Source organism: uncultured Rossellomorea sp. (assembly GCF_947488365.1).
Classification (GTDB): domain Bacteria; phylum Bacillota; class Bacilli; order Bacillales; family Bacillaceae_B; genus Rossellomorea.
This window is the reverse complement of record NZ_CANKZT010000002.1, coordinates 416,889-441,792: the sequence shown is the minus strand read 5'-3', so window position 1 is coordinate 441,792 and position 24,904 is coordinate 416,889. Positions and strand designations below refer to the sequence as shown.

The following is a 24,904-nucleotide window of genomic DNA, read 5'->3' as shown; positions in this document are numbered from 1 at the left end:
TCATCTATTCTCGATGGAGAGGGTGAAATCCTTTTCTTGATGGCAGCATAATAAAAAAGGGATACTGACAGACAGAAATGTATGAACTAGTGGGGATAAATCAGAATGGAAAGTAGTGTAGATTTTTGGCTCATTCGGGTGAAACGGACGTTTCACCCGCCTTTCAGCTTAGCTGAAAGGTCGTCCGATGGTGGAGAATCCCCAGCCCAAGCGAGCTTGGGCTGGGGATTCTCCACCATCGGACGGAAATGAGCCAAAAATCATCGGATTCTGATCTTTAGTTTTGTGCTATGAAAAACAAAATAAACAAAGGTTAGGCATATGCCACTATGCAAAGATTTTCTTAAGTGCTATAATTCATTTGTTTGTTGAAAATATAATAAGAAAAGTTATGAAATCATGAGCAAAATCCTATATAATAATAACTTTAGCATGGCTATATAATTTGCTATTAAGAATATAAAGAGGTGTTGAATGAATTGTCTCAGAATGAAACGCCGTTATTTACCGGCTTAATTGAACATAGTAAAAAAAATCCCGTCCAATTCCATATCCCTGGTCATAAAAAAGGGGCAGGTATGGACCCTGCGTTTAAAGATTTTATCGGAGAGAATGCCCTTTCTATTGATTTGATTAACATCGGTCCTTTAGATGATTTACATCAGCCCAAGGGAATGATTAAAAAAGCTCAGGACCTTGCAGCCGAAGCATTTGGTGCCGACCATACTTTCTTCTCTGTTCAAGGAACAAGTGGCGCCATTATGACAATGGTAATGAGTGTATGTGGCCCTGGCGACAAGATCATTGTTCCTAGAAACGTCCATAAATCCGTTATGTCTGCAATTGTATTCTCAGGAGCTATTCCTGTCTTTATCCACCCGGATATTGATGAGGACTTAGGTATCTCTCATGGGATCACAACAGATGCTGTAGCAAAAGCATTGGATCAAAACCCTGATGCCAAAGGTGTTCTGGTCATTAATCCAACTTATTTTGGGATTTCTGCAGACCTTAAAAAGATTGTAGAAATTTCTCACTCATATAATGTTCCAGTTCTTGTGGATGAAGCTCATGGAGTTCATATACATTTCCATGACGAACTTCCCCTCTCAGCTATGCAAGCAGGCGCTGATTTAGCGGCTACCAGCGTTCATAAACTTGGAGGTTCCATGACTCAGAGCTCTGTCCTTAATATGAAGGAAGGACTTGTATCATCGAAACGAGTGCAAACCATCTTAAGTATGTTAACGACAACTTCGACTTCCTATTTATTATTGGCATCCCTCGATGTGGCAAGATCGCGATTAGCCACTGAAGGCCGAGAGCTCATCTCTAATACGATTGAACTTTCGCAGGATATTAGAAGACAAATCAACGAAATCGAAGGATTATACTGTGTGGGGGAAGAAATCCTTGGAACGAAAGCTACCTATGCTTATGATCCAACCAAGTTAATTGTCTCCGTGAAAGATTTAGGCATCAGTGGATTTGATGCTGAGAAGTGGCTAAGAGAAGCTTATAATATCGAGGTTGAAATGTCTGACCTTTATAATATCCTTTGCATCATCACTCCTGGTGACACTCATGTAGAGGGGGATCAACTGGTCATGGCATTAAAAGAGCTGGTGATAAGCCTTAAAAAACATGGAGATATGACACCAGTTAAGGTTATGCTGCCTGACATACCTGTTCTTTCCATTACACCAAGAGATGCTTTTTACGCAGATACTGAGGTCATTCCAATTGATGAGTCTGTCGGAAGAACAATCGCTGAATTCATTATGGTCTATCCTCCAGGAATTCCGATTTTCATCCCTGGTGAAATCATCACCCAAGAAAACATCAATTATATTAAAACCAATATAGAAGCAGGTCTGCCAGTTCAAGGACCTGAAGATTATGATTTACGCCACTTGAGAGTCATTAAAGAGCATAGAGCGATAAGATAAACAAAAAAGGATGAAGAAGGCCCCACCCTTCTTCATCCTTTTATTTATAAGAACCCCTTTAAGACATTTTCACTCCCTGCTCCCCTTAGCAGGTATCAGTCGTCTAATTCTTTGTCGTCGTTGCAGTCACAGCAGTTAGAGAATAAAACAGAAACCTTCTCATCCTCATAATGATCGATAGTGCCCAAACATGATTGACATACAATTGTTCCCATCTTTTTTCCTCTCCTTCACGATGTTTTTTGTAAACGCTTTATCTTATCTGCTTCTATAATAATATAACACATTTAAAATTTCAAGCCTAAATTGTATAACATATTTAACTTTATACTCTTTTAATTAATCATACTATTAAACATTAAACTATATGTAAGTGTTTTCAATTACATGAACAGTTTTTTACATAAATTGAATGAGATTTTGCCATCTTATTCGTAGGCGAAATGAAAAAAGCTGCATAAAGAAGAGATTCTTCATGCAGCTTTCATAGTTATTCAACTGTCTTTATTCTATTTGGATCGAGAGTTTCATATCCTTTATCCCGCAGGCCCTTCACAATATCGGATAAGCCCTCGCTCGTCCATGTTCGATCATGCATGAGAAGGTTTGCCCCATCATTCAGGTAAGGGCTGTTAACCATAATATCGGTGATTGCATCTTTGTTCTGATATTGCTTTTCCCAATCATATCCGTATGTCCAGTTCATTAGTGACATCTTTTGTTCGGCTGCAATTTGTCGGCTATAGTCAGTATTCTGACCAAATGGAGCCCTGAAGAATTTTGGTCGTTCCCCAATGATGGATTCAATAAGATCATTTAGTGATACAATCTCTTCTTTTTGCTTTTCAGGAGTGATTTCTTTCAGACTGCTATGACTATACGTATGGTTTCCAATCGTAAATCCCATGTCATGAATCTTTTTTAAAGTCTCTTTTTCTTCCGGTGTATCAAGAAAATGACCATTTACAAAGAATATAGCTGGAGCGTTCAGCGATTTAAGATCTTTTGCCATTTGTAAGGCGTGTTGATCTGGTGCATCGTCAATCGTAAGGAGTACTACTTTAGGATTCGCATCACCTATAGGATTAATGCTCCAGTTATTTTCATTAATCCTATAGTCCTTTGTTTGAACTACCTCTTCTGAAGGTTCGCTTGTCTCTTCCTGTTCAGTGTTTTTTTCTGCTGAAGAATCAACTTCAGTTGTCTTCCCGCTCTCTTTTTCCATTTCAGAATGATCAGGCTTCTTGGTTTCTTCGTTGGTGGTTGTTGGTTCACCTGAGCATGCTGTTAAAAGTAGTAGGGTTAAGCCTGTTGCTAAAATCTTTTTCATGTCTCTCACCTTTCCGTGTTCACTTTGAATATTTTAACATATTCTTAAATGATTCTGGGAAAGAATTAAAATATTTCCATTACATTTTCAAATACAACTTTGAAGGCAAAGAAGCACGTTAAACTAAATGATGTAATAAATAAGGTCAGCTTTCTTGATTGAACGATTTTCTTGGCGGCAATAAAGGCTAAGTAAAAGAATATAACAAACATTATCCATTTATATTCTAAATGATCTTTATCAGACATCCATTCAGCTATATAGAAAACACTCCATAAAATCATTTGAACTAAAAAAGCAATATACGATTTCATGTTTATTACATCCTTTAAGTGATTTATTTTAAACTTCCTTCTTTTTTATTTACCCCTATTCATGGATTGAAACCTAATGATTATTTGATAAAGGCGTAGATCAGTATTCAATCATCGTATTTATATAGTATATTCTATTAAGATTACTTTCATTATGTATGTCTTTTCAATTATGTAACATTTCAATGACTTGACCCCTTTATGATTTTTCATATGATAAAATGTGACATAAGATCAGTATAAAAGTTATTTATTTACAATTGTAAAGTTCATAGCATCGTTTAAGAAAAGAGGATGATGTATGAAACATATACTCACTTTATCAATATTAATCATTTCCACGATGTTGCTTTTGACTTCATGTGACTATATTTCTTCGAATAAAGTTGTTTTAGCAGAAGATCAATTTATAGAAAAGCAGGTTATATTCTTCACCGATGAACGAAACGTTTCTAAAGAAATACCCTATTACGATGCAATCATTGAGCTAAAAAAACAATATCCTGATGACCTTAAACGTTTAAAGGTTGTCAGCCTTAATACTGAGGCACCAAATGAAATAGCAGATTCTCCCCCGACCTCGCCTGCAATCGTAGTCGTAGAAAACAATCAGGTCATATGTAAAGTGGAAGGCGATATTTCCAAAGAAGACATTTTAAAACCCGTTTCAACTGCAATTGAAAGTTGGGAACAATAACAAAAAAAGGGATTGAAGCGCATTATTGCTTCAATCCCTTTTATTCTTGATAACAAATAAAAAAGGATGATCCCAGCAAGCCGGGATCATCCTCGATTTGTTACTTTATTTTACGATATGAATTGGGCTACCCATTGCAACTTCTGCTGCTTCCATGGAAATCTCACCTAATGTAGGATGAGCATGAATTGTCATCGCAACGTCTTCAGCAGTCATACCGGATTCAATCGCCAGTCCTAATTCAGCAATCATGTCTGATGCACCGGAACCTACGATTTGTGCTCCGATAATTAAACCGTCTTCTTTACGGGTAACAAGCTTCATGAAACCATCACTCGCATTAAGAGCCAATGCACGGCCATTAGCAGCGAATGGGAATTTAGCAGCGATCACTTCGATGCCTTCTTCTTTCGCTTGCGCTTCAGAATAACCTACTGTCGCTAATTCAGGATCTGTGAAGCACACAGCAGGAATACCGAGGTAATCGATTTCTGCCGGTTCACCTGAGATGACTTCAGCAGCAATTTTACCTTCGTAAGAAGCTTTGTGAGCAAGTGGTGGTCCATCTACGATGTCACCGATTGCGAAGATGTTAGGGATGTTCGTACGGCACTGCTTATCAATTTTGACAACACCGCGGTCTGACATCTCGATGCCAACTTCTTCAAGACCGATTTCATCCGTATTTGGACGACGGCCTACTGTTACAAGCACGTAATCAGCTTCAACCGTCTTCTCTTCACCTTTTACCTCATATTTAACAACTACGCCGCTATCGCTTTCTTCAACGCCTTTAGCCATTGCTTTCGTTACAACCTCGACGCCTTTTTTCTTAAGACCTTTTTTCACGACCGTAGTCATTTGCTTTTCGAAACCGCTAAGGATATCGTCGGCACCTTCTAAAATCGTTACTTGGGATCCAAGGTTTGCGTAAGCAGTACCAAGTTCAGTTCCGATGTAACCTCCACCGATTACCACAAGCTTCTGTGGAATTTCAGTAAGAGCAAGAGCTCCTGTTGAATCGATGACGCGTTTTGAGAACTTGAAGCTAGGGATTTCGATTGGGCGTGAACCAGTTGCAAGAATCAAGTTTTTGAACTTGTATGTTTGAGCAGAGTTGTCATCCATCACACGCAATGTATTAGTATCTACAAGGTAAGCTTCACCGCGTACGATTTCTGCTTTATTTCCTTTAAGAAGGCCTTCTACACCGCCAGTTAATTTCTTAACAACTCCAGCTTTCCACTCTTGAACTTTATCAAAATTCACTTTTACATTTTCAGCTACGATCCCCATGTCATCAGAATGTTGTGCCTGATGAAAACGGTGACCCGCTGTGATTAGAGCTTTAGATGGGATGCAACCAACGTTTAAGCAAACTCCACCCATGTTTTCTTTTTCAATGATTGTCACTTTTTGCCCCAGTTGCGCTGCACGGATTGCAGCTACATATCCTCCGGGACCTGAACCGACTACGATTGTATCTGTTTCGATTGGGAAATCTCCTACTACCATTGTATTACGCCTCCATTAATAATAATTCTGGATCGTTCAACAAACGCTTGATATGGTTAAGTGCATGTTGAGCAGTAGCTCCGTCGATCATGCGGTGATCGAAGCTCAATGATAATGCTAACACAGGTGCGGCTACAATTTCACCATTTTTAACTACAGGTTTTTCTGCAATACGTCCGACTCCAAGGATGGCAACCTCTGGATGGTTGATTACCGGAGTAAACCATTGTCCACCAGCAGAACCAATATTCGTGATTGTACATGAAGCACCTTTCATTTCATCTCCTGAAAGCTTACCATCACGAGCTTTGCCAGCCAGTTCGTTAATTTCATTTGAAATTGAGAACATGGATTTACGATCAGCATTCTTCACAACAGGTACTAATAGTCCTTTGTCAGTATCCGCTGCGATACCAATGTTGTAATAATGCTTTTGTACGATTTCGCTCGTTGAATCATCAATAGATGTGTTTAGCGCCGGATATTCACGTAATGCACTTGTTAATGCTTTAACGATATAAGGTAAGAATGTTAATTTAATACCTTTTTCAGCTGCAACTTCTTTGAACTTCTTGCGGTGAGCCCAAAGTTTTGTCACATCAATTTCATCCATTAATGTTACGTGAGGAGCTGTATGTTTAGAGTTGACCATTGCTTTCGCAATTGCTTTACGCATACCACTCATTTTCTCGCGAGTTTCAGGGTATTCACCCTCTGGAGCTTTAGGCGCAGCTTTTTTAGAATCAGCTTCTGGTGCTTTTTCTTCTGTTTTCGCTTCTTCAGCAGCTTCTGCCGGCTTAGAATCTCCGCTTAAGAAAGCATCGATATCTTCCTTGACAACACGTCCGTTTTTACCAGAACCGGATACTTGGCGAATTTCCACACCGTTTTCTCTAGCGTATTTACGAACAGAAGGCATAGCGATGACACGCTTATTAGGATCAACTCCAGCATCTTGACCTGTTGATTCTTCCTTGGTTTCAGGAGCAGCTTCTTTCTTAACATCCTGACCAGATTCAGCAGATCCTTGAACTTGACCTTCTGTTTTCTCGTCAGCTTTAGGAGCTTCTTTCTTCTCTCCATCATCACCTTTGAACTGAAGATCTTCGTAACCAGGCGCGTCGAACTTAATAAGTGTATCACCTACTACTGCTACAGTACCTTCGTCAACAAGAAGTTCTTCAACTGTCCCTGCTACCGGAGATGGAATTTCTACTACTGCTTTATCATTTTGAACTTCACATAGTACATCGTCTTCTTCAACTTTATCGCCAGGCTTAACAAACCATTTTACGATTTCACCTTCATGAATACCTTCACCAATGTCTGGTAATTTGAATTCGAATGACATGGACTCTACCTCCTGTATTGAATAATGATTAAAAATAGATGAATGTAATATTTATATCTGTCTGATTTTCTTATATCTGCAATTGGAAAAGAGAAGGGTGGGTTACCCTTCTGTTTTCATTTAAATATAAGGGGGAGCTATAAAAGCTCCTTACCCATTAAAAGTTAAGTACTTTTTTCGCTGTTTCAAGAACGTCTTTGTGGTTTGGTAACCAGATTGGCTCTGCTTGAGAGAAAGAGTACACTGTATCTGGTGCCGCTACACGAAGTACTGGTGCTTCAAGGCTAAGAATCGCACGGTCATTGATTTCAGCAACCACGTTCGCTGCGATACCAGCTTGCTTTTGAGCTTCTTGAACAACGATGGCACGGTTTGTTTTTTCAACTGACGCCATAATTGTATCAATGTCCAACGGGCTAACCGTACGTAAATCGATTACTTCGACTGAGTGTCCTTCTTTTTCAAGTTCTTCAGCCGCTTTCAATGATTCGTGTACCATTGCTCCATAAGTGATAATGGATAGGTCTGTACCTTCACGTTTTACATCAGCTTTACCAAGTTCAATTGTGTATTCCTCTTCAGGAACCTCTTGACGGAATGAACGGTATAATTTCATGTGCTCCAGGAAAATGACAGGGTCATTATCACGAATAGATGAAATTAATAAACCTTTAGCGTCATAAGGTGTTGAAGGAATAACGACTTTTAAACCAGGTTGCTGAGCCATTAATCCTTCCAAGCTGTCCGCATGAAGTTCCGGAGTATGTACTCCACCACCAAATGGGGAACGGATTGTGATTGGAGAAGTATACGTTCCACCTGAACGGTAACGCATACGGGCCATTTGTCCACTTACTGAATCCATTACTTCGTATACGAAACCGAAGAATTGGATTTCCGGTACCGGACGGTACCCTTCTAATGCTAAACCGATTGCTAAACCACCGATTCCTGATTCTGCTAGTGGAGTATCGAATACACGGTCTTCACCGAATTCTTTCTGAAGTCCTTCCGTCGCACGGAATACACCACCGTTTAGACCTACGTCCTCACCAAAAACTAAAACGTCTTCGTTGTTGCGTAGTTCTGTGCGCAGTGCATCAGTGATCGCTTGAATCATTGTCATTTGCGCCATGGCTTATTTCGACTCCTTTTCTTTGTAGATTTCTAATTGTTCTTTTAAGTTGTAAGGAAGCTCTTCATACATATTGTTAATGAAATCAGTAACTTTTTGCTTAGGAGTTCCATCTGCTTCTTTAATAGCTTGTTTGATATCTTCTTTCGCTTCTTCGATCACTTCGTTTTCTTTCTCTTCACTCCATAATCCTTTACCTTCTAAGAATTTACGGAAACGCACTAATGGATCTTTCTTCTCCCAGTCAGTATCCATTTCTGAAGTACGGTAACGAGTTGGATCATCACCTGCCATTGTGTGTGGCCCGTAGCGGTAGCAAAGTGTTTCGATTAATGAAGGTCCTTCCCCATTTACAGCGCGATTACGAGCTTCTAAAGTAGCTGAATACACTGCTAATGGATCCATACCATCCACTAATATACCAGGGATACCGGCTGCAACTGCTTTTTGAGCAATTGTACGGCCAGCTGTTTGCTTATCACGTGGTGTTGAGATGGCGAACTGATTGTTTTGAACAACGAAGATCGCTGGAGCTGCGTACGCACCGGCAAAGTTAATTCCTTCGTAGAAATCACCTTGTGAAGACCCACCGTCACCTGTATATGTAACGGCAACAGCTTTCTTACCACGTTTCTTAAGGCCTAATGCCACCCCGGCAGTTTGGATGTATTGTGCACCGATGATGATTTGAGGTGATAATACATTTACACCTTCTGGAGGCTGATTTCCTTTGAAATGTCCACGTGAGAATAAGAATGCTTGAGCTAACGGAAGACCGTGCCAAACGATTTGTGGAACATCGCGATAACCAGGCAGGATCCAATCTTCCTTCTCTAAAGCAAAGTGAGAAGCAATTTGTGATGCCTCCTGTCCAGCTGTTGGTGCATAGAAACCTAAACGTCCTTGACGGTTCAGGGAGATTGATCTTTGATCAAGAATACGAGTATAAACCATACGACGCATTAATTCCTGTAGATCCTCATCAGAGATCTCAGGCATTGCATCTTCGTTTACTACTTCGCCTTCTTCGTTCAAAATTTGGAACATTTCAAACTTGTCTTCAATTTGTTCGAGCGTCTTAACTGCATCGAATTGTGCCTTCTTTGATTTAGAAGCCATCGAAGTCACCTATCCTTTCTTTATACATTTATTTTGGTTTTTTTACATACAAAGTTTAGATTACCCAAATTCAGTATGACCTACCACAATACTTGAGGATACACACACTATTAGTAGTTTTCCACAAATACCAAGAAAGCAAACCCGAAATTACATTCGAGCTTATCTGTATCAGTCGAAATTCAATAGCGACTAATACAATCCATGAATACCTTTACTAGTTTACAATATAGAAATTCAGGAAGTCAACGACAAAGTATTATAAATTCATGATTCCAAACAACCTTTAAATTTTTTTCTGCCATTTCTTTTCAGAACTGTATCAATACTCCCTTACTACCTGTTATATATAAACAATAGAAACAACCTCATCTGTTATAGAGTAAGAATGCCGTTACTCCTCTTTATCCCATTATGACCCTGAGATTGGAAAGGAACTCGGATTATTGTTTAAGTAAAATCAAAAAAGTGATAGAAGAGGGAAGTTTTCCTCTTCTATCACTTTTTATCCATCATTATTCTGAGTCTTTCACATCAAGACCGGCGCTCGAATAAAACTCTTGTTTTAGCTTATTGAATTCTTCTGTCTTTTTATTGTAGTCCTCATTGAACTTCACTATTTTTTCATATTGTTCATTAATAGAAGAGATTTGTTTCTCAAGCTCTTCAATTGTAAGTTCTTTCTTTTTGAACATATTATAAAGCTCTTTATCCAGAGATAGGACATCCAGATAAGAAGATGTTAGCTTTTCATGAAGCTGATAACGTTCTTCCATCGTTTTCCCCAGCTTTTTGGCTTCTTTTTTAAGGTCTTCGTTTTCTAACTTATCAACATAGTCGTCTGCTTTCGCAAACTCTTCCTTCGCTTCACTCATGGACGTACGCTCTTGATCTATGTATTCTTTTCTTTTTTTGATGTTGTCCAGAGCTTCGTCGGAAAGTTTTACAATCTGGTCAAACTCTTTCATCCCAAGATCCATAATCTTAGTATAAATTTCTTTCTCTTTTTCTTCTAACTCTTGAAGAGGCTTTTGAACTTCAACATATTGACCTTCTTTGGATACTGTTTCTTCAAGAACATTGTACATATTCTCCTCGGGTGAAGAACCACCAACACAGCCCATTAATACAAAGATAGCGGCTCCTAAAATGAAAGCAAAACGAAATTTCGACACAACTAGATCCCCCTTAACTATTTACCACCTTCTACTATATCTATGTCTACAACATTTGACAATAGGGATTTACAACTGTGGAAAAAAATGTCGATTAGACTATTCTTCCTATTAAAATGATTATGTCATTTATCTGTTGAGTATTCCACCTTATATCGAATCTCATTCGTTAACTTTTCCGGTGTAAAATGATAGACTATTATCATACATAATAGATTATCTTAATATATAAAGTAGAGAAGTGATTGATCAACTGGCCCCGTCTGCAAGTAATGTGTAATGACATATATCGCCTATCCAATCATATCTCTATTGTACCTGAGGAGGAAAATCAATGATTACGATGAATGACATAATCCGAGAGGGTCACCCTACATTAACGATGGTGGCAAAGGAAGTGGCTATCCCGCCATCAAATGAAGACAAGGAAACATTAAGAAGCTTATTAGAATATGTAGTAAACAGCCAAAATCCTGAAACAGCAAATAAGTATGGCCTTAGACCCGGGATTGGCCTCGCTGCGCCTCAAATAAATATTTCTAAGAGGATGTTAGCTGTCAATGTGACAGACAATCAAGGAAGATTACACAGCTATGCTTTATTCAACCCGAAGATTATTAGCCACTCAATCGAGAAAGCTTATTTAACATCAGGTGAAGGTTGTTTGTCAGTAGATAGAAATGTTCCCGGATTTGTTCCTCGATACGCCAGAGTGACTGTCAAAGGCTGGGATGTGGATGGTAACGAAGTGAAACTGCGTTTAAAGGGGTTACCGTCCATCGTATTCCAGCATGAAATCGATCATTTGAATGGGATCATGTTCTATGACCACATCAACCCGAATAATCCGTTCGAGCCGATTCCGGATGCAATCGCTATTGAACGATAATAAAAAAGACTTCTTCCTATTACCGAAGAAGTCTTTTTTGTTTAGATTAATTCCAGTTCCTTTAAACCATGATATATTCCATTATCATCGACGTGTTTTGTGACCAAATTTGCATGTTTTTGTACTTCTTGCACGGCATTCCCCATGGCAACACCTGTACCAACGGATTGAATCATTTCAATATCATTTAACCCGTCTCCAAACGCGTAAACATCTTCCATTTCAAACCCGAGCTTAGCGATCATTTTTTTAATGCCTTCTGCTTTTGATCCGCCTTTCGGCAGGATATCCATTGAGTACTGATGCCAGCGAATGAATGTGAAGTCATTGTATTTCTCCCGATAAAAGCTTTCTTCTTCTTTTGTACAAAACAACAAGGATTGATAAATATCTCTTCCTTTATAAAATTCCGGAGCATAATCAGGATGTGGAAATTTTAAACTTCTCATACTCTCTTCAATATATTTATGGTGCTTTTGGTTTGACTTCATCGTTTGATGATTTAAGTGAACCACCGGATGTTCCTTAGAATACGTATCCTCCAGTAACTCTTCTAACGTCTCTATTTTTAATGGATTTGTATAGATGACCTCATTTTCAAAAACTACATATTGACCATTAAATGAAACAAAGGATTCGATCCCTAACTCTTCCCGAAGACCCTCATACATAAATGGAGCTCTGCCAGTTGCAATCGCAACATAAGTGCCATTTGATTGTAATGTTTGGATGGCTTCTTTCGTTGCATGAGGAAGCTTCTTATCGTGGTCAAGCAGTGTACCATCTATATCGAAGAAAACTATTTTAGACATATCTGTTCTCCTTTTCACACATAATCTTTATCTCTTTTACCCGTTGTTTAAAGTAATCCTTTGCGGCTTAAATGTCAATGAATGAGCCCATTTACCAAACTTAACCATGTAAGAGATTCAATAAATTCCGTACAATATAAGTAAGACAACAGAGACGACGGTATTATTGTTCCTTTACTTCAAAGGAAAATCTCGGTAAACTATTGATAAGGAGTGATCCACCATGTTAAAAAAGCTCAGAAAAAAGCTTTTAAAACAGTGGAAAGAATTGCTTAGAAAAAAAACGATTGCATAGTATTTTATCTGTCGAACGAACCCAATCAAAGTCACACTACTAAAATACATGTAATTCGGTTATACTGTCATACGTTTACACAAATAATAAGGGACTGATGCCACTAGTGAGCTTTTTCGTCTCCATTGGTTCAGTCCCTCTTCTCTATTTTTGTAATGTTTTAATGAAGGATTCTCGCAAAAACTTTATTTACTCGAAAGAATCCTTTATAATTTATAGCATACATAAACACGGTGATTCATCCCTACTTAAATGATAGGTTATTTTCGAAAGAGTTAGAACAAGGGCTGTAGGCTATGGTGAATTCTCGTGAAAGATAGATTCCACTCGCCTTTCATTCATATTGAAAGGTCGCCCTGTGTTAAGGAAATGATCCTTTTATCAATCGTTTTTTTACCACAGGGCGTAAATGAGCCATATATGAACATAGTAACTGTTCAGACCACAATGGTATATCTATACCTATTAGCAGGGAAGCTAGCCCTCTAATGTCCAGCTCCAGCGTCAAGTCCTATTCGTCATGATACACACCTCCCTCAACCGGAGCCTGGTTTTATGCCTATAGGTGCCTAAGACGCCGCTTATGTTATGTAGTTGATAACTTTTTTATCATAGATGAAAGTTAGATTTTTTGAAAACGGATAAGGAGAGAGAAAAACATGATTTTTAAAGTATTTTATCAAGAAAGTAAAGCAGAAGTGCCTGTTCGCGAATGCACTCAATCTCTTTACATGGAAGCAGATTCAGAACGTGAAGTACGTCTGAAATTAAAAGACAAACCGTATAACATTGAATTCGTACAAAAGCTAGAGGGCGCTTTTTTAGAGTATGAAGAAAACCATCATTCTTTCGAGTTGGAGCAATAATCAATGAAATTTGTCAAGAATGACCAAACCGCAGTATTTGCCCTTGGCGGTTTAGGTGAAATCGGTAAAAACACATACGGCGTACAATTCCAAGACGAAATCATCCTGATCGATGCGGGAATCAAGTTCCCTGAAGACGAACTGCTCGGTATCGATTACGTAATACCGGATTACACATATCTGGTGAAGAATGCAGATAAAATCAAGGGTCTTTTCGTGACACACGGACACGAAGATCATATCGGTGGAATCCCTTATTTACTGCGCGAATTAAACATCCCGATTTACGGCGGGAAGCTCGCACTGGGACTTATTAAAAACAAGCTGGAAGAGCACGGTCTATTAAGAAATGCGAAACTTAATGTCATCAAAGAAGATGACATCATTAAATTCCGCAAGACGTCTGTTACCTTCTTCAGAACGACTCACAGTATTCCGGATTCATACGGGATTGTTGTGAAAACACCACCTGGTAATGTTGTACATACAGGTGACTTTAAATTTGATTTCACGCCGGTTGGTGAACCCGCGAACTTAACCAAAATGGCTGAAATCGGAAAAGAAGGCGTCCTTTGTCTTCTATCTGATAGTACGAACGCTGAAGTTCCAAACTTCACAATGTCCGAACGCAAAGTCGGAGAAAGCATCAATGACATTTTCCGCAAAGTGGACGGTCGTGTTATATTCGCTACTTTTGCTTCTAATATTCACCGTTTACAACAAGTGGTTGAAGCAGCTGTCTTTCATAATAGAAAAGTCGCTGTTTTCGGAAGAAGCATGGAAGCTGCCATTACAATCGGTCAAGAATTAGGGTATATTAACGCCCCTAAAGATACATTCATTGAACATAACCAGATTAATCGTTTACCTGCAAATGAAGTAGCGATATTATGTACAGGTTCTCAAGGTGAACCAATGGCTGCATTATCGAGAATTGCAAACGGTACTCACCGTCAGATTCAGATCCAGCCTGGTGACACAGTTGTATTTTCTTCTTCACCTATCCCTGGAAATACGATCAGTGTAAATCGCACAATCAACCTACTATATCGTGCTGGAGCAGAAGTCATCCATGGACCATTAAGTGATATCCATACATCTGGTCATGGTGGACAACAAGAAATGAAGTTAATGCTCCGCCTGATGAATCCAACCTTCTTTATGCCGATACATGGTGAATTCCGCATGCAGAAAATGCACGCTCAGATCGGGGTAGATTGTGGAGTTCAAGCTGAAAATTGCTTCATTATGGACAACGGTGAAGTTCTCGCATTAAGCAATGACTCAGCACAAGTTGCTGGCAAAATCCCTTCTGGGAACGTCTATATCGACGGAAGCGGTATCGGTGATATCGGTAATATCGTTCTTCGGGATCGCCGAATCCTTTCAGAAGAAGGCTTAGTCATCGTTGTGGTTAGTATCGACATGAAAGATTTCAAAATTGCATCAGGTCCTGACCTGATTTCCAGAGGATTCGTGTACATGCGTGAATCAGGTGACCTTATTAATGAAGCACAAACACTTATTTCTAAACACCTGAACAAAGTTCTAGAAAGAAGGACATCACAATGGTCAGAGATCAAAAATGAAATCACGGATACCCTTGCTCCATTCTTATATGAAAAAACAAAACGACGTCCTATGATTTTACCGATCATTATGGAAGTCTGATAATCTTAAGATCCGGTGGATGGATGACACTTTAATCACAGTGTACCTTTCACCAAATAATAAAGAAGAGGCTGACCGCTTGGGTCAGCCTCTTCTTTATATTATAAGACCTTCTTTTCAAAACGGTTAATATCTGTATCTGCTCCAATTACAATCAGGATATCTCCTTCACGAATCTGTTCATCGGCTTGTGGAGACACAATAATATCCTTTTGTCTTTTAATCGCCACGATATTGATCCCGAATTGAGCACGGATATCCAAATCGATTAACGAGTTCCCACTAAGGTTTTCATTCGCCACAATCTCTACGATGGAGTGTTCATCCGACAGCTCTAAGTAATCCAATACATTATTCGAAACGATATTATGAGCAATCCTTCTCCCCATATCACGTTCTGGATGAACGACTTGGTTCGCACCTATTTTACGTAAAACTTTTTCATGGTAATCATTTTGTGCCTTAACGGTAATTTTTTTCACACCGATTTCCTTCATCATCAAGGTGGTTAAGATACTAGATTGGATATCGTCTCCAATAGCCACAATGACGTGGTCAAAATTCCTGATTCCCAGGCTCTTTAATACGGATTCGTCCGTTGAATCTGCCACTACCGCATGAGAAGCAATGGAAGAGAATTCATTTACTTTATCTTCATCCTGATCAATCGCCATAACCTCCATCCCTTGATCTGATAATGAACGGACAATACTGCCTCCAAATCGCCCTAATCCAACAACCACAAACTCTTTTTTCACCATACATCCCCCCGCACTCTCTATATCCTTTATTTTAGCATAAAAAAAAGGAGAAAATGAAATTTCTCCCTGTTGTTCCCTGTATTAAATATTGAGGGTTTTTAACAATACCCTCTTTTATTATTATTTCTTGCCTTTAACATAATCTGCATCAAATAAAAACAGTCTCATTAACAAGTAAAGAGATGGAATCAATAAAAGCAATCCTGCTATAAAGACGATAACCAGGGCCGTTCCCATCGTTGGATTCGTTACACTCGTTTCTATCGTAATAAACGGTTTTAAAATATAAGGTAAATGGGATGCACCGTAGCCAAAGAAAGCAAAGAAGAATTGCAGCATAACCAAAATAAAGGCAGTTCCAAAATTCTTTCGCAGGTAGATTAAAAATGATGCACCGAAGAAGCATAGAAGGGATAATCCAAACATCCACCAAATATCAATTGCCTTCGTAAAATGCTCTGCATTATGCTCTCTTAAAGACACGAACACTAATAAGCTTGCCAGAATGGTCGGTGGACTCCAAAACAGAGAAAACTTCCTTAATTCTTCCCTGGAATCCATATCTCCTGCACGGTTTGCATAATAGGTTAGAAAAGTTGCACTTATAAATAATACCGACACAATGGAGAGAGCCACCACACTCCACGAATAAGGGCTGGTAAAAAGCTCCTTGGCCAGGAAGATGACCTTATCTCCCTGTTCCTCCAGAAATCCACCTTCTGAAATCGTTAAAGCCGTTGATAAGGAAGCAGGAATTAATAGACCGGTTGCTCCATATAAAAACAGATACACGATATTATCCTTTGAGCCGTAATTTCCGAATGCATAGAAGCTTCCTCTTATAGCCAGCAATATGATGGCGATACTTCCCGGAAGTAATAAAGCCGTTCCATAATAATATGCTGCGTCGGGAAAGAACCCTACAAGCCCCACAAAGAAGAAGACGAAAAAGACGTTGGTTACTTCCCATACCGGTGAAAGGTATCGACTAATCAACACGTTTAACGTATGCTCCTTGCCCTTCATTCTCCCGTAAAAGGCAAAGAAGCCAGCCCCGAAATCAATTGAAGCCACAATAAGGTACCCATAAAGGAATAACCACAATACGGTAATCCCTACTACTTCCAAACTCATACCCATTCCTCCCTTAAAGCTTAAGCCCCTTCTTCACAAAAAATGAAAAGAAGGAGCAATTTTATTTCTAATTAACTCGCTTTCTTAGGAAAACGTTGTTCTAATTCCGCCTCTGCAGGCTTATTTTTAAACATTTTGATTAATACAACCACACATAGCACACCCAGGAGGATATAAAGGCCAACAAACAATGCAAACGTCAAGCCTACTCCATCGGCTTTCGTTGCCGCATCTGCCACTTTCATATACCCTCTCATAATCCATGGCTGTCGACCAACCTCGGCGTAAATCCAGCCAAATTCAATCGCCAGCATCGCAAGTGGTCCACTTGCTACAATTCCCCATAGAAGCGGCTTATTCCATTCATTCCGCTTCTTCCACTTCCAGAACAGAATAAATGCCGCAGAAATAAAGATACTGTAAAACCCAATTGATACCATCAGGTCAAACATATAGTGGACCCATAAAGGCGGCCGCTCATCTTCAGGAAATTCATTCAGACCAATAACCTCTGTTTCAAAAGAACTCCCTGCCAGAAAACTTAAGAATCCAGGTAAGCGGATCTCATTATGGACCTCATTATTTTCATCCAGTGTTCCAAATACGATAAGATCCGCATTCTCTTCCGTTTCAAAGTGCCATTCTGCTGCGGCGAGCTTCTCAGGCTGATACTCGGCTAGGAATTTAGCTGATAAATCCCCTGCCAATGCAGTCGCAAAAGCGAAAATCAAAGCAGAAACCATCGTTAAACGCAGGGCTTTCTTATGATACTCCCCGCCTCTCTTACGAAGAATCGCAAATGCCGTAATCGCCGCCAACACCAAAGCCGATGTTAGATAGGCAGTCGTCAATACGTGAAACACTTTCGTAGGCGTGGCCGGATTCAGCATCGCAGCAATCGGATCGATATTAATGGCTTTCCCATTCTCTAATTCAAATCCTTGAGGAGTGTTCATAAACGCATTCACCGTCGTAATGAAAAGTGCAGAAGCCGAAGAACCAATCATAACCGGAATCGTCAACAGCCAATGGATCCACTTATTCTTAAAACGGTCCCAAGTATAAAGATAGATTCCTAAAAAGATAGCCTCAAAGAAAAACGCAAAAGTTTCCATAAATAATGGCAGTGCAATCACCTGTCCGGCGACCTGCATAAATGAAGGCCACAATAAGGAAAGCTGCAACCCTATCGCTGTACCCGTTACAACCCCCACCGCAACCGTAATCGTAAAACCTCTTGCCCACCTTCTTGCAAGCAAAAGATAATGGGGATCATTTCGTTTGATACCCATAAACTCCGCAATGGCAATCATAATCGGTACCCCTACCCCAATCGTCGCAAAAATAATATGGAATGCAAGGGTTGTCGAAGTGAGCATTCTACTCAAAATCACACCATCTAAAACCATTCTATACTCCCCCTACTGATCTACTTACAATCGTAAACAACTGTTTTCTACTGTTTATCACATATTGTTCATTATAAAACCTGATAATGAGTTTGTGATGTGTTGAACATGAATATTTTGTGACGTTTTTCACAAACATTTATTTATCTTTTATTTTAGGGGTTTTTAGAGTAATTGGCAATGATGTTGCTTGGAGGGATGGGGCTTGTTTTTCGAGAAAGTATTGTACACCGACCCGACCCTATCCCACCACACCCCTCCTTCCATAAACAAAAGAAAAGAACCCCTCACACACCAGTGCAGGGGTCCATCCTTTCTTACATCGCATCCAACATTCTGAACTGTGATTTAACCAGCTCATAATAATCACCCTGTTGCTCCATCAGCTCATCGTGGTTGCCGGATTCTTTGATTCTTCCATTTTCCAGGACAAAGATATTGTCCGATTCACGGATCGTAGATAGGCGGTGAGCGATGATGATTGCGGTACGACCGTTCAGTAGACGTTTCAATGCTTTTTGAATTTTGACTTCTGTTTCTGTATCTATGGATGCTGTCGCTTCATCCAATATGATGATTCGAGGGTTCGCCAATAGTGCTCGGGCGAATGACAGTAATTGTCTTTCACCAACGGATAAAACATTACCCCGTTCTTCCACTTCGGTCTCGTATCCATTGGAAAGCTTCTCGATGAACTCATTGGCTCCGATTGCTTCGGCGGCATTCTTAACCTCTTCGTCCTTTGCATCAGGGCGCCCGAATCGGATGTTATCCATGATGGTTCCCGAGAAGATGAATGTATCCTGCAGGACGATGCTGATTTGACTTCGTAAGCTTGAAACCGATGCATCCCTCAGGTTTACCCCATCAATTTTCACTTCACCATTCGTCGGATCGTAAAAACGGCTGATCAGGTTGGCGATCGTAGTTTTACCAGATCCAGTATGGCCGACTAACGCGACGGTCTGGCCTGCTTTCATTTCAAGGTTGATGTTTTGGAGTGCTTTTCGTTTGTCATCGTAGGAAAATTCTACATTCTCAAACTGTATTCTTCCTTTGATGTCAGTCAGGTTCACTGCATTCGTTTTTTCATTTACAATCGGTTGTTCATCGAGGAATTCGAAGATACGCTCGGATGAAGCCATACCGATCAGTAGTTGATTGTAAACTTGGCCGAGCCTTGAAATGGGTTCCCAGAACATCCCCAGATAGAAGGCGAATGAAACAAATTCTCCCAGTTCCAGTGAGCCGCCTTGAATGAGATGGGCACCGTACCATATGAGGACCGCTGTCCCAATGGCGTTTGTCAGTTCTACTAGCGGGCGGAACATGGCATTTTTCTTTGTGGCTGTTCTCCAGCTATCGAAGTTTTCCGTGTTTACCCCATCGAAGAAGGCCATGTTTTCTTTTTCTTGAGTGAATGATTGAGTAACACGGATCCCTTGAATGCTTTCATTCAGATGGGAATTCAGCTTCGATTGCTTGAGTCGTACCATTTGCCAGGATCTGCGGATGTTTTTTCGTAAGCTGGTTGAGATAAAAAACATGATTGGCAGAATGACCATGACGGCAAGTGTTAACTCAGGACTTAACGTAAAGAGAATGACGATGATTCCAATGAGCAGGATGATATCCATTAAGAGATTAATAACTCCGTTTGTAAATAGTTCCTGAAGGGAGTTAATGTCATTCATGATCCGAACCAGGATGGAACCGGCTGACCTCTGATCAAAGAAGCGATGGGATAGCCATTGAACATGGCTGAATAAGTGCTTTCTTAAATCATAGATAACTCCTTGCCCCAGCTGATTCATCCACCTGATCCTTAGCACATTTGCAACGTAATTCAATACATAGAGTCCTGCGATAATTCCAACCAATGTAAATAGTAAATTGGAATCCTTCTGCCTGATGGCTTTGTCTAATGTGTATACCCCAATCAGAATAGGTACGATCAATCGAACTGCTGTTGTGATCAGAACGGTAATGATGGATAAGGGCAGGAGTTTTTTAGAATAGGGCTTTAAATACGTTAATAACCGGTAGAGTTGCTCCCAGTTAAACGGCTTATCGATCATTTGATCTGTAGAGTAATGGAATCTGCTTAATACGCTTTTGTTCACTTTGTTTTTCTGACTCAAATCCACTCACCTACCCTTCCTGAGTTTGTAATATTTTTTTCTGGTCTTTGTATTGGATATCATAGATTCGTTGATACGGTCCATTATTTTTCAGTAGGAAGTCATGAACTCCCCTCTCGACGACTTTCCCGTTTTCCAGTACGAGTATTTCATCTGCATGCTTGAGGGATGAAATCCGATGGGCAATAATAAAGGTCGTTCGATCCGACATGACTTCTTTTAGCGCTTTTTGAATCCTGAATTCAGTTTCCATGTCTACGGCGCTTGTTGCGTCATCGAGGATCAGGATCGATGGGTCTGTACAAATCGCACGGGCTATGGCAATCCGCTGCTTTTGACCACCTGAAAGACCTAAACCTCTTTCACCGAGCCTTGTGTCGTAGCCATCGGGCAATTCTGAAATAAAATCATGGGCTTGTGCCCGTTTTGCTGCTTCCATGATATCTTCCATTGTTGCTTCCGGTCGTCCATACGATATATTTGCCTTGATGGTCGAAGAGAATAAGAAAGATTCCTGAAGGACGAAACCGATATTTTTTCGAAGTGATTTTAAAGAGTAATCTTTCAGATCCCTTCCATCGATGAGGATTTCTCCCTCTTCGGGTTCATAGAAACGAGTGATAAGCTGGGTGATACTCGTTTTACCAGAGCCGGTACCTCCGATCAGACCGATGACTTTTCCGGGTTCAGCCTTAAAGGTAATATCCTCGAGGGCTGCTTCATCATGAACGGTATAATTCAGTGACACATGCTTAAATTCCACTTCACCATTCATCCGATCAACGTGGAGAACATCTTGATGATCTTTTATCTCTTCGTCCACTTCAAGAATTTCGAGTAAACGTTCCCCTGATGCTTTCGATTGTGAAAACAGGTTAATCGTAAATCCAAGATTCATGATCGGCCAGATAATGTACCACACTAAACTGTAAAACGCGACAAGCTCTCCTGGTTGAAGGTTGCCATTCATCACAAGATAACCACCGTAAGCGAGGAGTGTCACCACACTTACATTCCCCAGAAACTCCATTAAAGGAAAGTACTTTGCCCAAATGTCCGAGGTGAAAAGGTATTTATCTTTGTAATCGCCGTTTGATTGGTTGAATTTGTTGATTTGATGATTTTCTCTCGATAATGATTTTACTGTATTGATTCCTGAAATATTTTCTTGAACATTGGTATTCAGTTTTCCGAATGATTTACGGATACCCCTGAAAGCAGGGTGAACCGCTTTATCAAATTTGTATACGGCTATAGCCAGAAATGGTAACGATAATAGGGTAACGAATGTCAACTGAGGTGAATAATAGAACATAACACCAAAGCTTACCGTTACTAAAAGGAAAAAGCGAAGCAGTTCGGAAAAACCAAAGGATAGAAAGAAACGAAAAGCTTCTACATCTGCCGTCAACCGGGACATCAGATCCCCTGTTTTGGCATTATCGTAGTAACTGAATGGAAGGAATTGAAGCTTTTCATACAGTTCATTTCTCATTCGATAAACCGAGGTTATACCGAATAGATCCCCATGGTATTGCTGAATAAATGTGGCAACGCCTTTCACGATCATAATGCCGATAAATCCAAAAGCTAAGTACGGAATCCACTGATAGTTCCCTTGCAGAATCACATCATCAATCGTGATTTGCAAGATCATTGGATAGACGACAGTGATCAGTGTAACAAAAATCAAGAAAATCATTGAAATGATAAAATGCCTTTTATAGGGCCAATAAAAGGCTTTCAATTTTTTAAAAGTATCCATATTTTCTCCCCCTTCAACGTTGCATATAAAAAGAACGTACTAATAAATATATCGGCTTTCGAAATATTTATCTACCCTTTTTTAGAATTTTTTACTTTTTTATGAATTATCCTCCTAGTCTTATTATTCATATTAATTGTAAAAATGAATCCAAAAAAATAGATCGGTCTTTTGACCGATCTATTCCCGCATATTTCGTTTGAACCTATTCGCTTTTTTCCATTTCATCGAGCACACGATTGACGCGTTTTTCAAGCATTTTCATTCCGCTTCCGCCCGCTTGGAAGTGACGAAGGTTCCCGTCTTTATCAAAGACATAGTAAGCCGGCACATATTGATTTTCGAATGCATCGGTCAATTTATGCTCACTGTCTACGAAGATTGGCTGAGTGATATCGTGCTCAGCTGCTACCTTCTTTATTTCTTCCAGGTTCAGATCATCCTCGGAGCGTGGCATATGGACAGCCATAACATTCAGTTTATCACTGTATTGATCCCGAAATTCATTTACTTGTGGCATCGCTTCTTTACAAAGGTGACATGAGATGGACCAGAAGTGAATAAGTGTCGGCTTTTCTCCTACCAGCTCTCCCTTTGTTACTTCTCCATTTAACCATTCTGTAGCACCGTTTAATTCCGGCATCGGTTCACGAAGCTTCATTAATATGGCCTCCCTTAATTTGTATCGATTTTATTCCTATTGTTCACAGGATAGATTTGTACTACTCCTGAAAAATTTACATGATAAGAAAAAGGCCTAACAAACGGTTAGGCCTTTATTCATTTGAAAATTATAAAGTTTTTTGACCTGGCTTCCAGTTTGCCGGGCAAAGTCCGCCAGTTTGAAGTGCTTGAAGTACACGTAAAGTTTCTTCAACGTCTCGGCCGATATTGTTGTGGAATACTACTTGATATTGCAGTTCCCCTTCTGGGTTTATGATGTATAGCCCGCGAAGAGCAATACCTTCATCTTCAATTAGGACTCCGTATTCGCTGGATACACTGTGGTTTGTATCTGCAGCTAATGGGTATCTTAGCTCACCAAGACCATTTTCTTTACGGTCAGTGTTAATCCAAGCTAAGTGGGTATGAATAGTGTCTGTAGAGACACCGATAACTTCTGCATCTAAATCTTCGAACTCATCGTAGCGGTCTGACATTGCTGTAATTTCAGTTGGACAAACGAAAGTGAAGTCCATTGGGTAGAAGAACAATACTGTCCACTTATCGTTTTTCATATTTTCTTCCAGTGACACTTTACCGAATTCTTTGTTTGGCAATACAGCGTCCATTTCAAAACGTGGAGCCTGTTTGCCTACCATGCGTTCTGCCATGAGTGAATCCCTCCAATGAGTTTTTAATGAAGTATTTTACATGAAAAGGAAGACGTGAAAGCCTGTCCTTTCTGAATCACAAGTTTCATTATATAGGATTAGTTTTTTTAAGTCAATGTTAAATTATAATCAATTTAATATTAAAATGATTATAATTTATTGACAATATCCCTTACTTGGTTTTCCCTATTATATAGAAGTTTACTCACTTTTCTGCTTGAATAAACATCTACATAAAGTTTACCATTTCTCAACTGGGGAATAAAACAATATGCTTTTTTATATACTCTTTGACATGTCCTATGGTGAATTGTGTATACTAGAATGGTCATTATTTAAAAGGAAGGATGTTTTGGATTGAATTACATACTTGGTCTTAGTGCTATAAGTGACCGACTTTCCAATTTTAATTGGGGCGGTCTATTGGTGACGATTGGAATAGGCGCCTTACAGATAATAGCGATTTGGATCGCTTTCATTATCGTGAAAGGTGCAGCTAACAAAGTGGTTGAGAGAGTCTTTGATAAGTACAGAAAAAGAAATGATGTTTCTGAAGGTCGCGCCCAAACACTACAAAGTCTTTCAAAAAATATAATCGGATACATCCTGATTTTTGTTTTCTTTGTCACGATTTTACAAATCTTCGGTATCCAGGTGACGGCTATTCTCGCCGGAGCAGGAATTGTTGGCCTTGCAGTCGGCTTTGGGGCTCAAGGGTTAGTAAGTGATGTAGTGACTGGATTCTTTATTCTATTGGAAAAGCAAGTAGATGTAGGGGATTACGTGTCCACAGGAAATTTCTCAGGGATTGTAGAAGAGGTTGGTTTACGAACGACACATATTCGTGGGTTTGATGGTACTCTGCATTATGTGCCAAATAGAGAAATTACGAGTGTCAGCAATCATTCCCGTGGAAATATGAGAGCACTTGTTGATATCGGGATCTCATATGATGATGACATTGACAAAGCGATGGTGGTGCTTCAGCAGGTTTGTGATACGATCGCTCAAGAAGATGACAATATTGTAGATGGACCAAATGTGTTAGGGGTTCAGACACTTGGCGCTTCAGATGTAGTACTGAGAGTGCTATGCAAAACGAAAAACATGGAGCAATGGGGAGTGGAACGGAAGCTTCGTAAAGCTCTAAAAGAAGCTCTTGACCAAAATGGAATTGAAATTCCTTACCCTCACCAGGTTTATATTGAGAAGAAAGAAAGCTAATGAAAGTAAAAAGAGAAG

General features: G+C 39.7%; 23 protein-coding genes. 7 read left to right on the top strand and 16 right to left on the bottom strand.

Features of this window, described 5'->3' with window-relative positions:
• The first annotated feature begins 105 nt into the window (after positions 1–105).
• Together Q1B03_RS09140 and Q1B03_RS09135 are read left to right on the top strand one after the other, a co-directional pair.
• Positions 106–252: a hypothetical protein gene (locus Q1B03_RS09140; protein WP_299740576.1), complete on the top strand. Its 147-nt coding sequence runs from the start codon at positions 106–108 to the stop codon at positions 250–252.
• A 227-nt stretch (positions 253–479) separates the two neighbouring features.
• Complete coding sequence (locus Q1B03_RS09135) at positions 480–1,949, top strand: aminotransferase class I/II-fold pyridoxal phosphate-dependent enzyme (protein WP_299740575.1); 1,470 nt, start codon at positions 480–482, stop codon at positions 1,947–1,949.
• A 95-nt stretch (positions 1,950–2,044) separates the two neighbouring features.
• Here the strand turns inward: Q1B03_RS09135 and Q1B03_RS09130 are convergent, their stop codons facing one another.
• The 3 genes from Q1B03_RS09130 to Q1B03_RS09120 all read right to left on the bottom strand — a co-directional run bounded on the left by Q1B03_RS09130 (position 2,045) and on the right by Q1B03_RS09120 (position 3,593).
• The gene (locus tag Q1B03_RS09130; protein ID WP_169216148.1) at positions 2,045–2,164 is read right to left on the bottom strand and encodes a GapA-binding peptide SR1P; all 120 of its coding nucleotides are present in this window, start codon (positions 2,162–2,164) and stop codon (positions 2,045–2,047) included.
• Positions 2,165–2,439: 275 nt separating this feature from the next.
• Entirely contained in the window at positions 2,440–3,279 is an 840-nt protein-coding gene (locus tag Q1B03_RS09125) for a polysaccharide deacetylase family protein (protein ID WP_299740574.1), read from the bottom strand.
• 65 nt (positions 3,280–3,344) lie between these two features.
• Complete coding sequence (locus Q1B03_RS09120) at positions 3,345–3,593, bottom strand: hypothetical protein (RefSeq protein ID WP_044337541.1); 249 nt, start codon at positions 3,591–3,593, stop codon at positions 3,345–3,347.
• A 301-nt stretch (positions 3,594–3,894) separates the two neighbouring features.
• Between Q1B03_RS09120 and Q1B03_RS09115 the strand changes: the two genes are divergently transcribed.
• Positions 3,895–4,290 carry a hypothetical protein gene (locus Q1B03_RS09115; protein ID WP_299740573.1) on the top strand — a complete coding sequence of 132 codons (396 nt, stop codon included), beginning with the start codon at positions 3,895–3,897 and terminating at the stop codon, positions 4,288–4,290.
• Positions 4,291–4,395: 105 nt separating this feature from the next.
• On the opposite strand, the gene lpdA is transcribed toward Q1B03_RS09115, so the two are convergent.
• From lpdA to Q1B03_RS09090, 5 genes are all read right to left on the bottom strand, one after another.
• Complete coding sequence (gene lpdA, locus Q1B03_RS09110) at positions 4,396–5,805, bottom strand: dihydrolipoyl dehydrogenase (RefSeq protein ID WP_299740571.1); 1,410 nt, start codon at positions 5,803–5,805, stop codon at positions 4,396–4,398.
• A gap of 4 nt (positions 5,806–5,809) precedes the next feature.
• Positions 5,810–7,156, bottom strand: coding sequence for a dihydrolipoamide acetyltransferase family protein (locus tag Q1B03_RS09105; RefSeq protein ID WP_299740569.1), 1,347 nt, complete (start codon positions 7,154–7,156; stop codon positions 5,810–5,812).
• A gap of 157 nt (positions 7,157–7,313) precedes the next feature.
• Positions 7,314–8,291 carry an alpha-ketoacid dehydrogenase subunit beta gene (locus tag Q1B03_RS09100; protein ID WP_044337544.1) on the bottom strand — a complete coding sequence of 326 codons (978 nt, stop codon included), beginning with the start codon at positions 8,289–8,291 and terminating at the stop codon, positions 7,314–7,316.
• 3 nt (positions 8,292–8,294) lie between these two features.
• On the bottom strand, positions 8,295–9,410 hold the full coding sequence (pdhA, locus tag Q1B03_RS09095) for a pyruvate dehydrogenase (acetyl-transferring) E1 component subunit alpha (RefSeq protein WP_044337545.1): 1,116 nt from the start codon (positions 9,408–9,410) through the stop codon (positions 8,295–8,297).
• Positions 9,411–9,925: 515 nt separating this feature from the next.
• Positions 9,926–10,585, bottom strand: a complete 660-nt coding sequence (locus tag Q1B03_RS09090) for a YkyA family protein (RefSeq protein ID WP_299740564.1) — start codon at positions 10,583–10,585, stop codon at positions 9,926–9,928.
• 334 nt (positions 10,586–10,919) lie between these two features.
• Here Q1B03_RS09090 and def point away from each other — a divergent pair, with 334 nt between their 5' ends.
• Positions 10,920–11,474 carry a peptide deformylase gene (gene def, locus Q1B03_RS09085; RefSeq protein WP_299740562.1) on the top strand — a complete coding sequence of 185 codons (555 nt, stop codon included), beginning with the start codon at positions 10,920–10,922 and terminating at the stop codon, positions 11,472–11,474.
• Positions 11,475–11,515: 41 nt separating this feature from the next.
• Here def and Q1B03_RS09080 read toward each other — a convergent pair whose 3' ends face one another.
• Positions 11,516–12,286, bottom strand: a complete 771-nt coding sequence (locus tag Q1B03_RS09080) for a Cof-type HAD-IIB family hydrolase (protein ID WP_299740560.1) — start codon at positions 12,284–12,286, stop codon at positions 11,516–11,518.
• Positions 12,287–13,240: 954 nt separating this feature from the next.
• On the opposite strand from Q1B03_RS09080, the gene Q1B03_RS09075 reads away from it, so the two are divergent.
• Complete coding sequence (locus tag Q1B03_RS09075; RefSeq protein ID WP_044337548.1) at positions 13,241–13,447, top strand: DNA-dependent RNA polymerase subunit epsilon; 207 nt, start codon at positions 13,241–13,243, stop codon at positions 13,445–13,447.
• 3 nt (positions 13,448–13,450) lie between these two features.
• Complete coding sequence (gene rnjA / locus Q1B03_RS09070; RefSeq protein ID WP_299740557.1) at positions 13,451–15,118, top strand: ribonuclease J1; 1,668 nt, start codon at positions 13,451–13,453, stop codon at positions 15,116–15,118.
• 101 nt (positions 15,119–15,219) lie between these two features.
• Here the strand turns inward: rnjA and Q1B03_RS09065 are convergent, their stop codons facing one another.
• The 7 genes from Q1B03_RS09065 to Q1B03_RS09035 form a co-directional block, all read right to left on the bottom strand.
• On the bottom strand, positions 15,220–15,876 hold the full coding sequence (locus Q1B03_RS09065) for a TrkA family potassium uptake protein (protein WP_299741284.1): 657 nt from the start codon (positions 15,874–15,876) through the stop codon (positions 15,220–15,222).
• A 123-nt stretch (positions 15,877–15,999) separates the two neighbouring features.
• Entirely contained in the window at positions 16,000–17,013 is a 1,014-nt protein-coding gene (locus tag Q1B03_RS09060) for a cytochrome d ubiquinol oxidase subunit II (RefSeq protein ID WP_299740555.1), read from the bottom strand.
• Positions 17,014–17,084: 71 nt separating this feature from the next.
• Positions 17,085–18,422 carry a cytochrome ubiquinol oxidase subunit I gene (locus Q1B03_RS09055; RefSeq protein ID WP_299740553.1) on the bottom strand — a complete coding sequence of 446 codons (1,338 nt, stop codon included), beginning with the start codon at positions 18,420–18,422 and terminating at the stop codon, positions 17,085–17,087.
• A 317-nt stretch (positions 18,423–18,739) separates the two neighbouring features.
• A complete protein-coding gene (locus tag Q1B03_RS09050) occupies positions 18,740–20,500 on the bottom strand; it encodes an ABC transporter ATP-binding protein (protein ID WP_299741283.1) in 1,761 nt (586 codons plus the stop codon).
• Between the two features lie 73 nt (positions 20,501–20,573).
• Positions 20,574–22,328 carry an ABC transporter ATP-binding protein gene (locus tag Q1B03_RS09045; RefSeq protein WP_299740551.1) on the bottom strand — a complete coding sequence of 585 codons (1,755 nt, stop codon included), beginning with the start codon at positions 22,326–22,328 and terminating at the stop codon, positions 20,574–20,576.
• Between the two features lie 205 nt (positions 22,329–22,533).
• The gene (locus Q1B03_RS09040) at positions 22,534–22,989 is read right to left on the bottom strand and encodes a TlpA disulfide reductase family protein (protein ID WP_299740549.1); all 456 of its coding nucleotides are present in this window, start codon (positions 22,987–22,989) and stop codon (positions 22,534–22,536) included.
• 130 nt (positions 22,990–23,119) lie between these two features.
• On the bottom strand, positions 23,120–23,662 hold the full coding sequence (locus tag Q1B03_RS09035) for a peroxiredoxin (protein WP_044337555.1): 543 nt from the start codon (positions 23,660–23,662) through the stop codon (positions 23,120–23,122).
• A gap of 357 nt (positions 23,663–24,019) precedes the next feature.
• Between Q1B03_RS09035 and Q1B03_RS09030 the strand changes: the two genes are divergently transcribed.
• A complete protein-coding gene (locus Q1B03_RS09030; protein ID WP_299740546.1) occupies positions 24,020–24,886 on the top strand; it encodes a mechanosensitive ion channel family protein in 867 nt (288 codons plus the stop codon).
• The last annotated feature ends 18 nt before the right edge of the window (positions 24,887–24,904 follow it).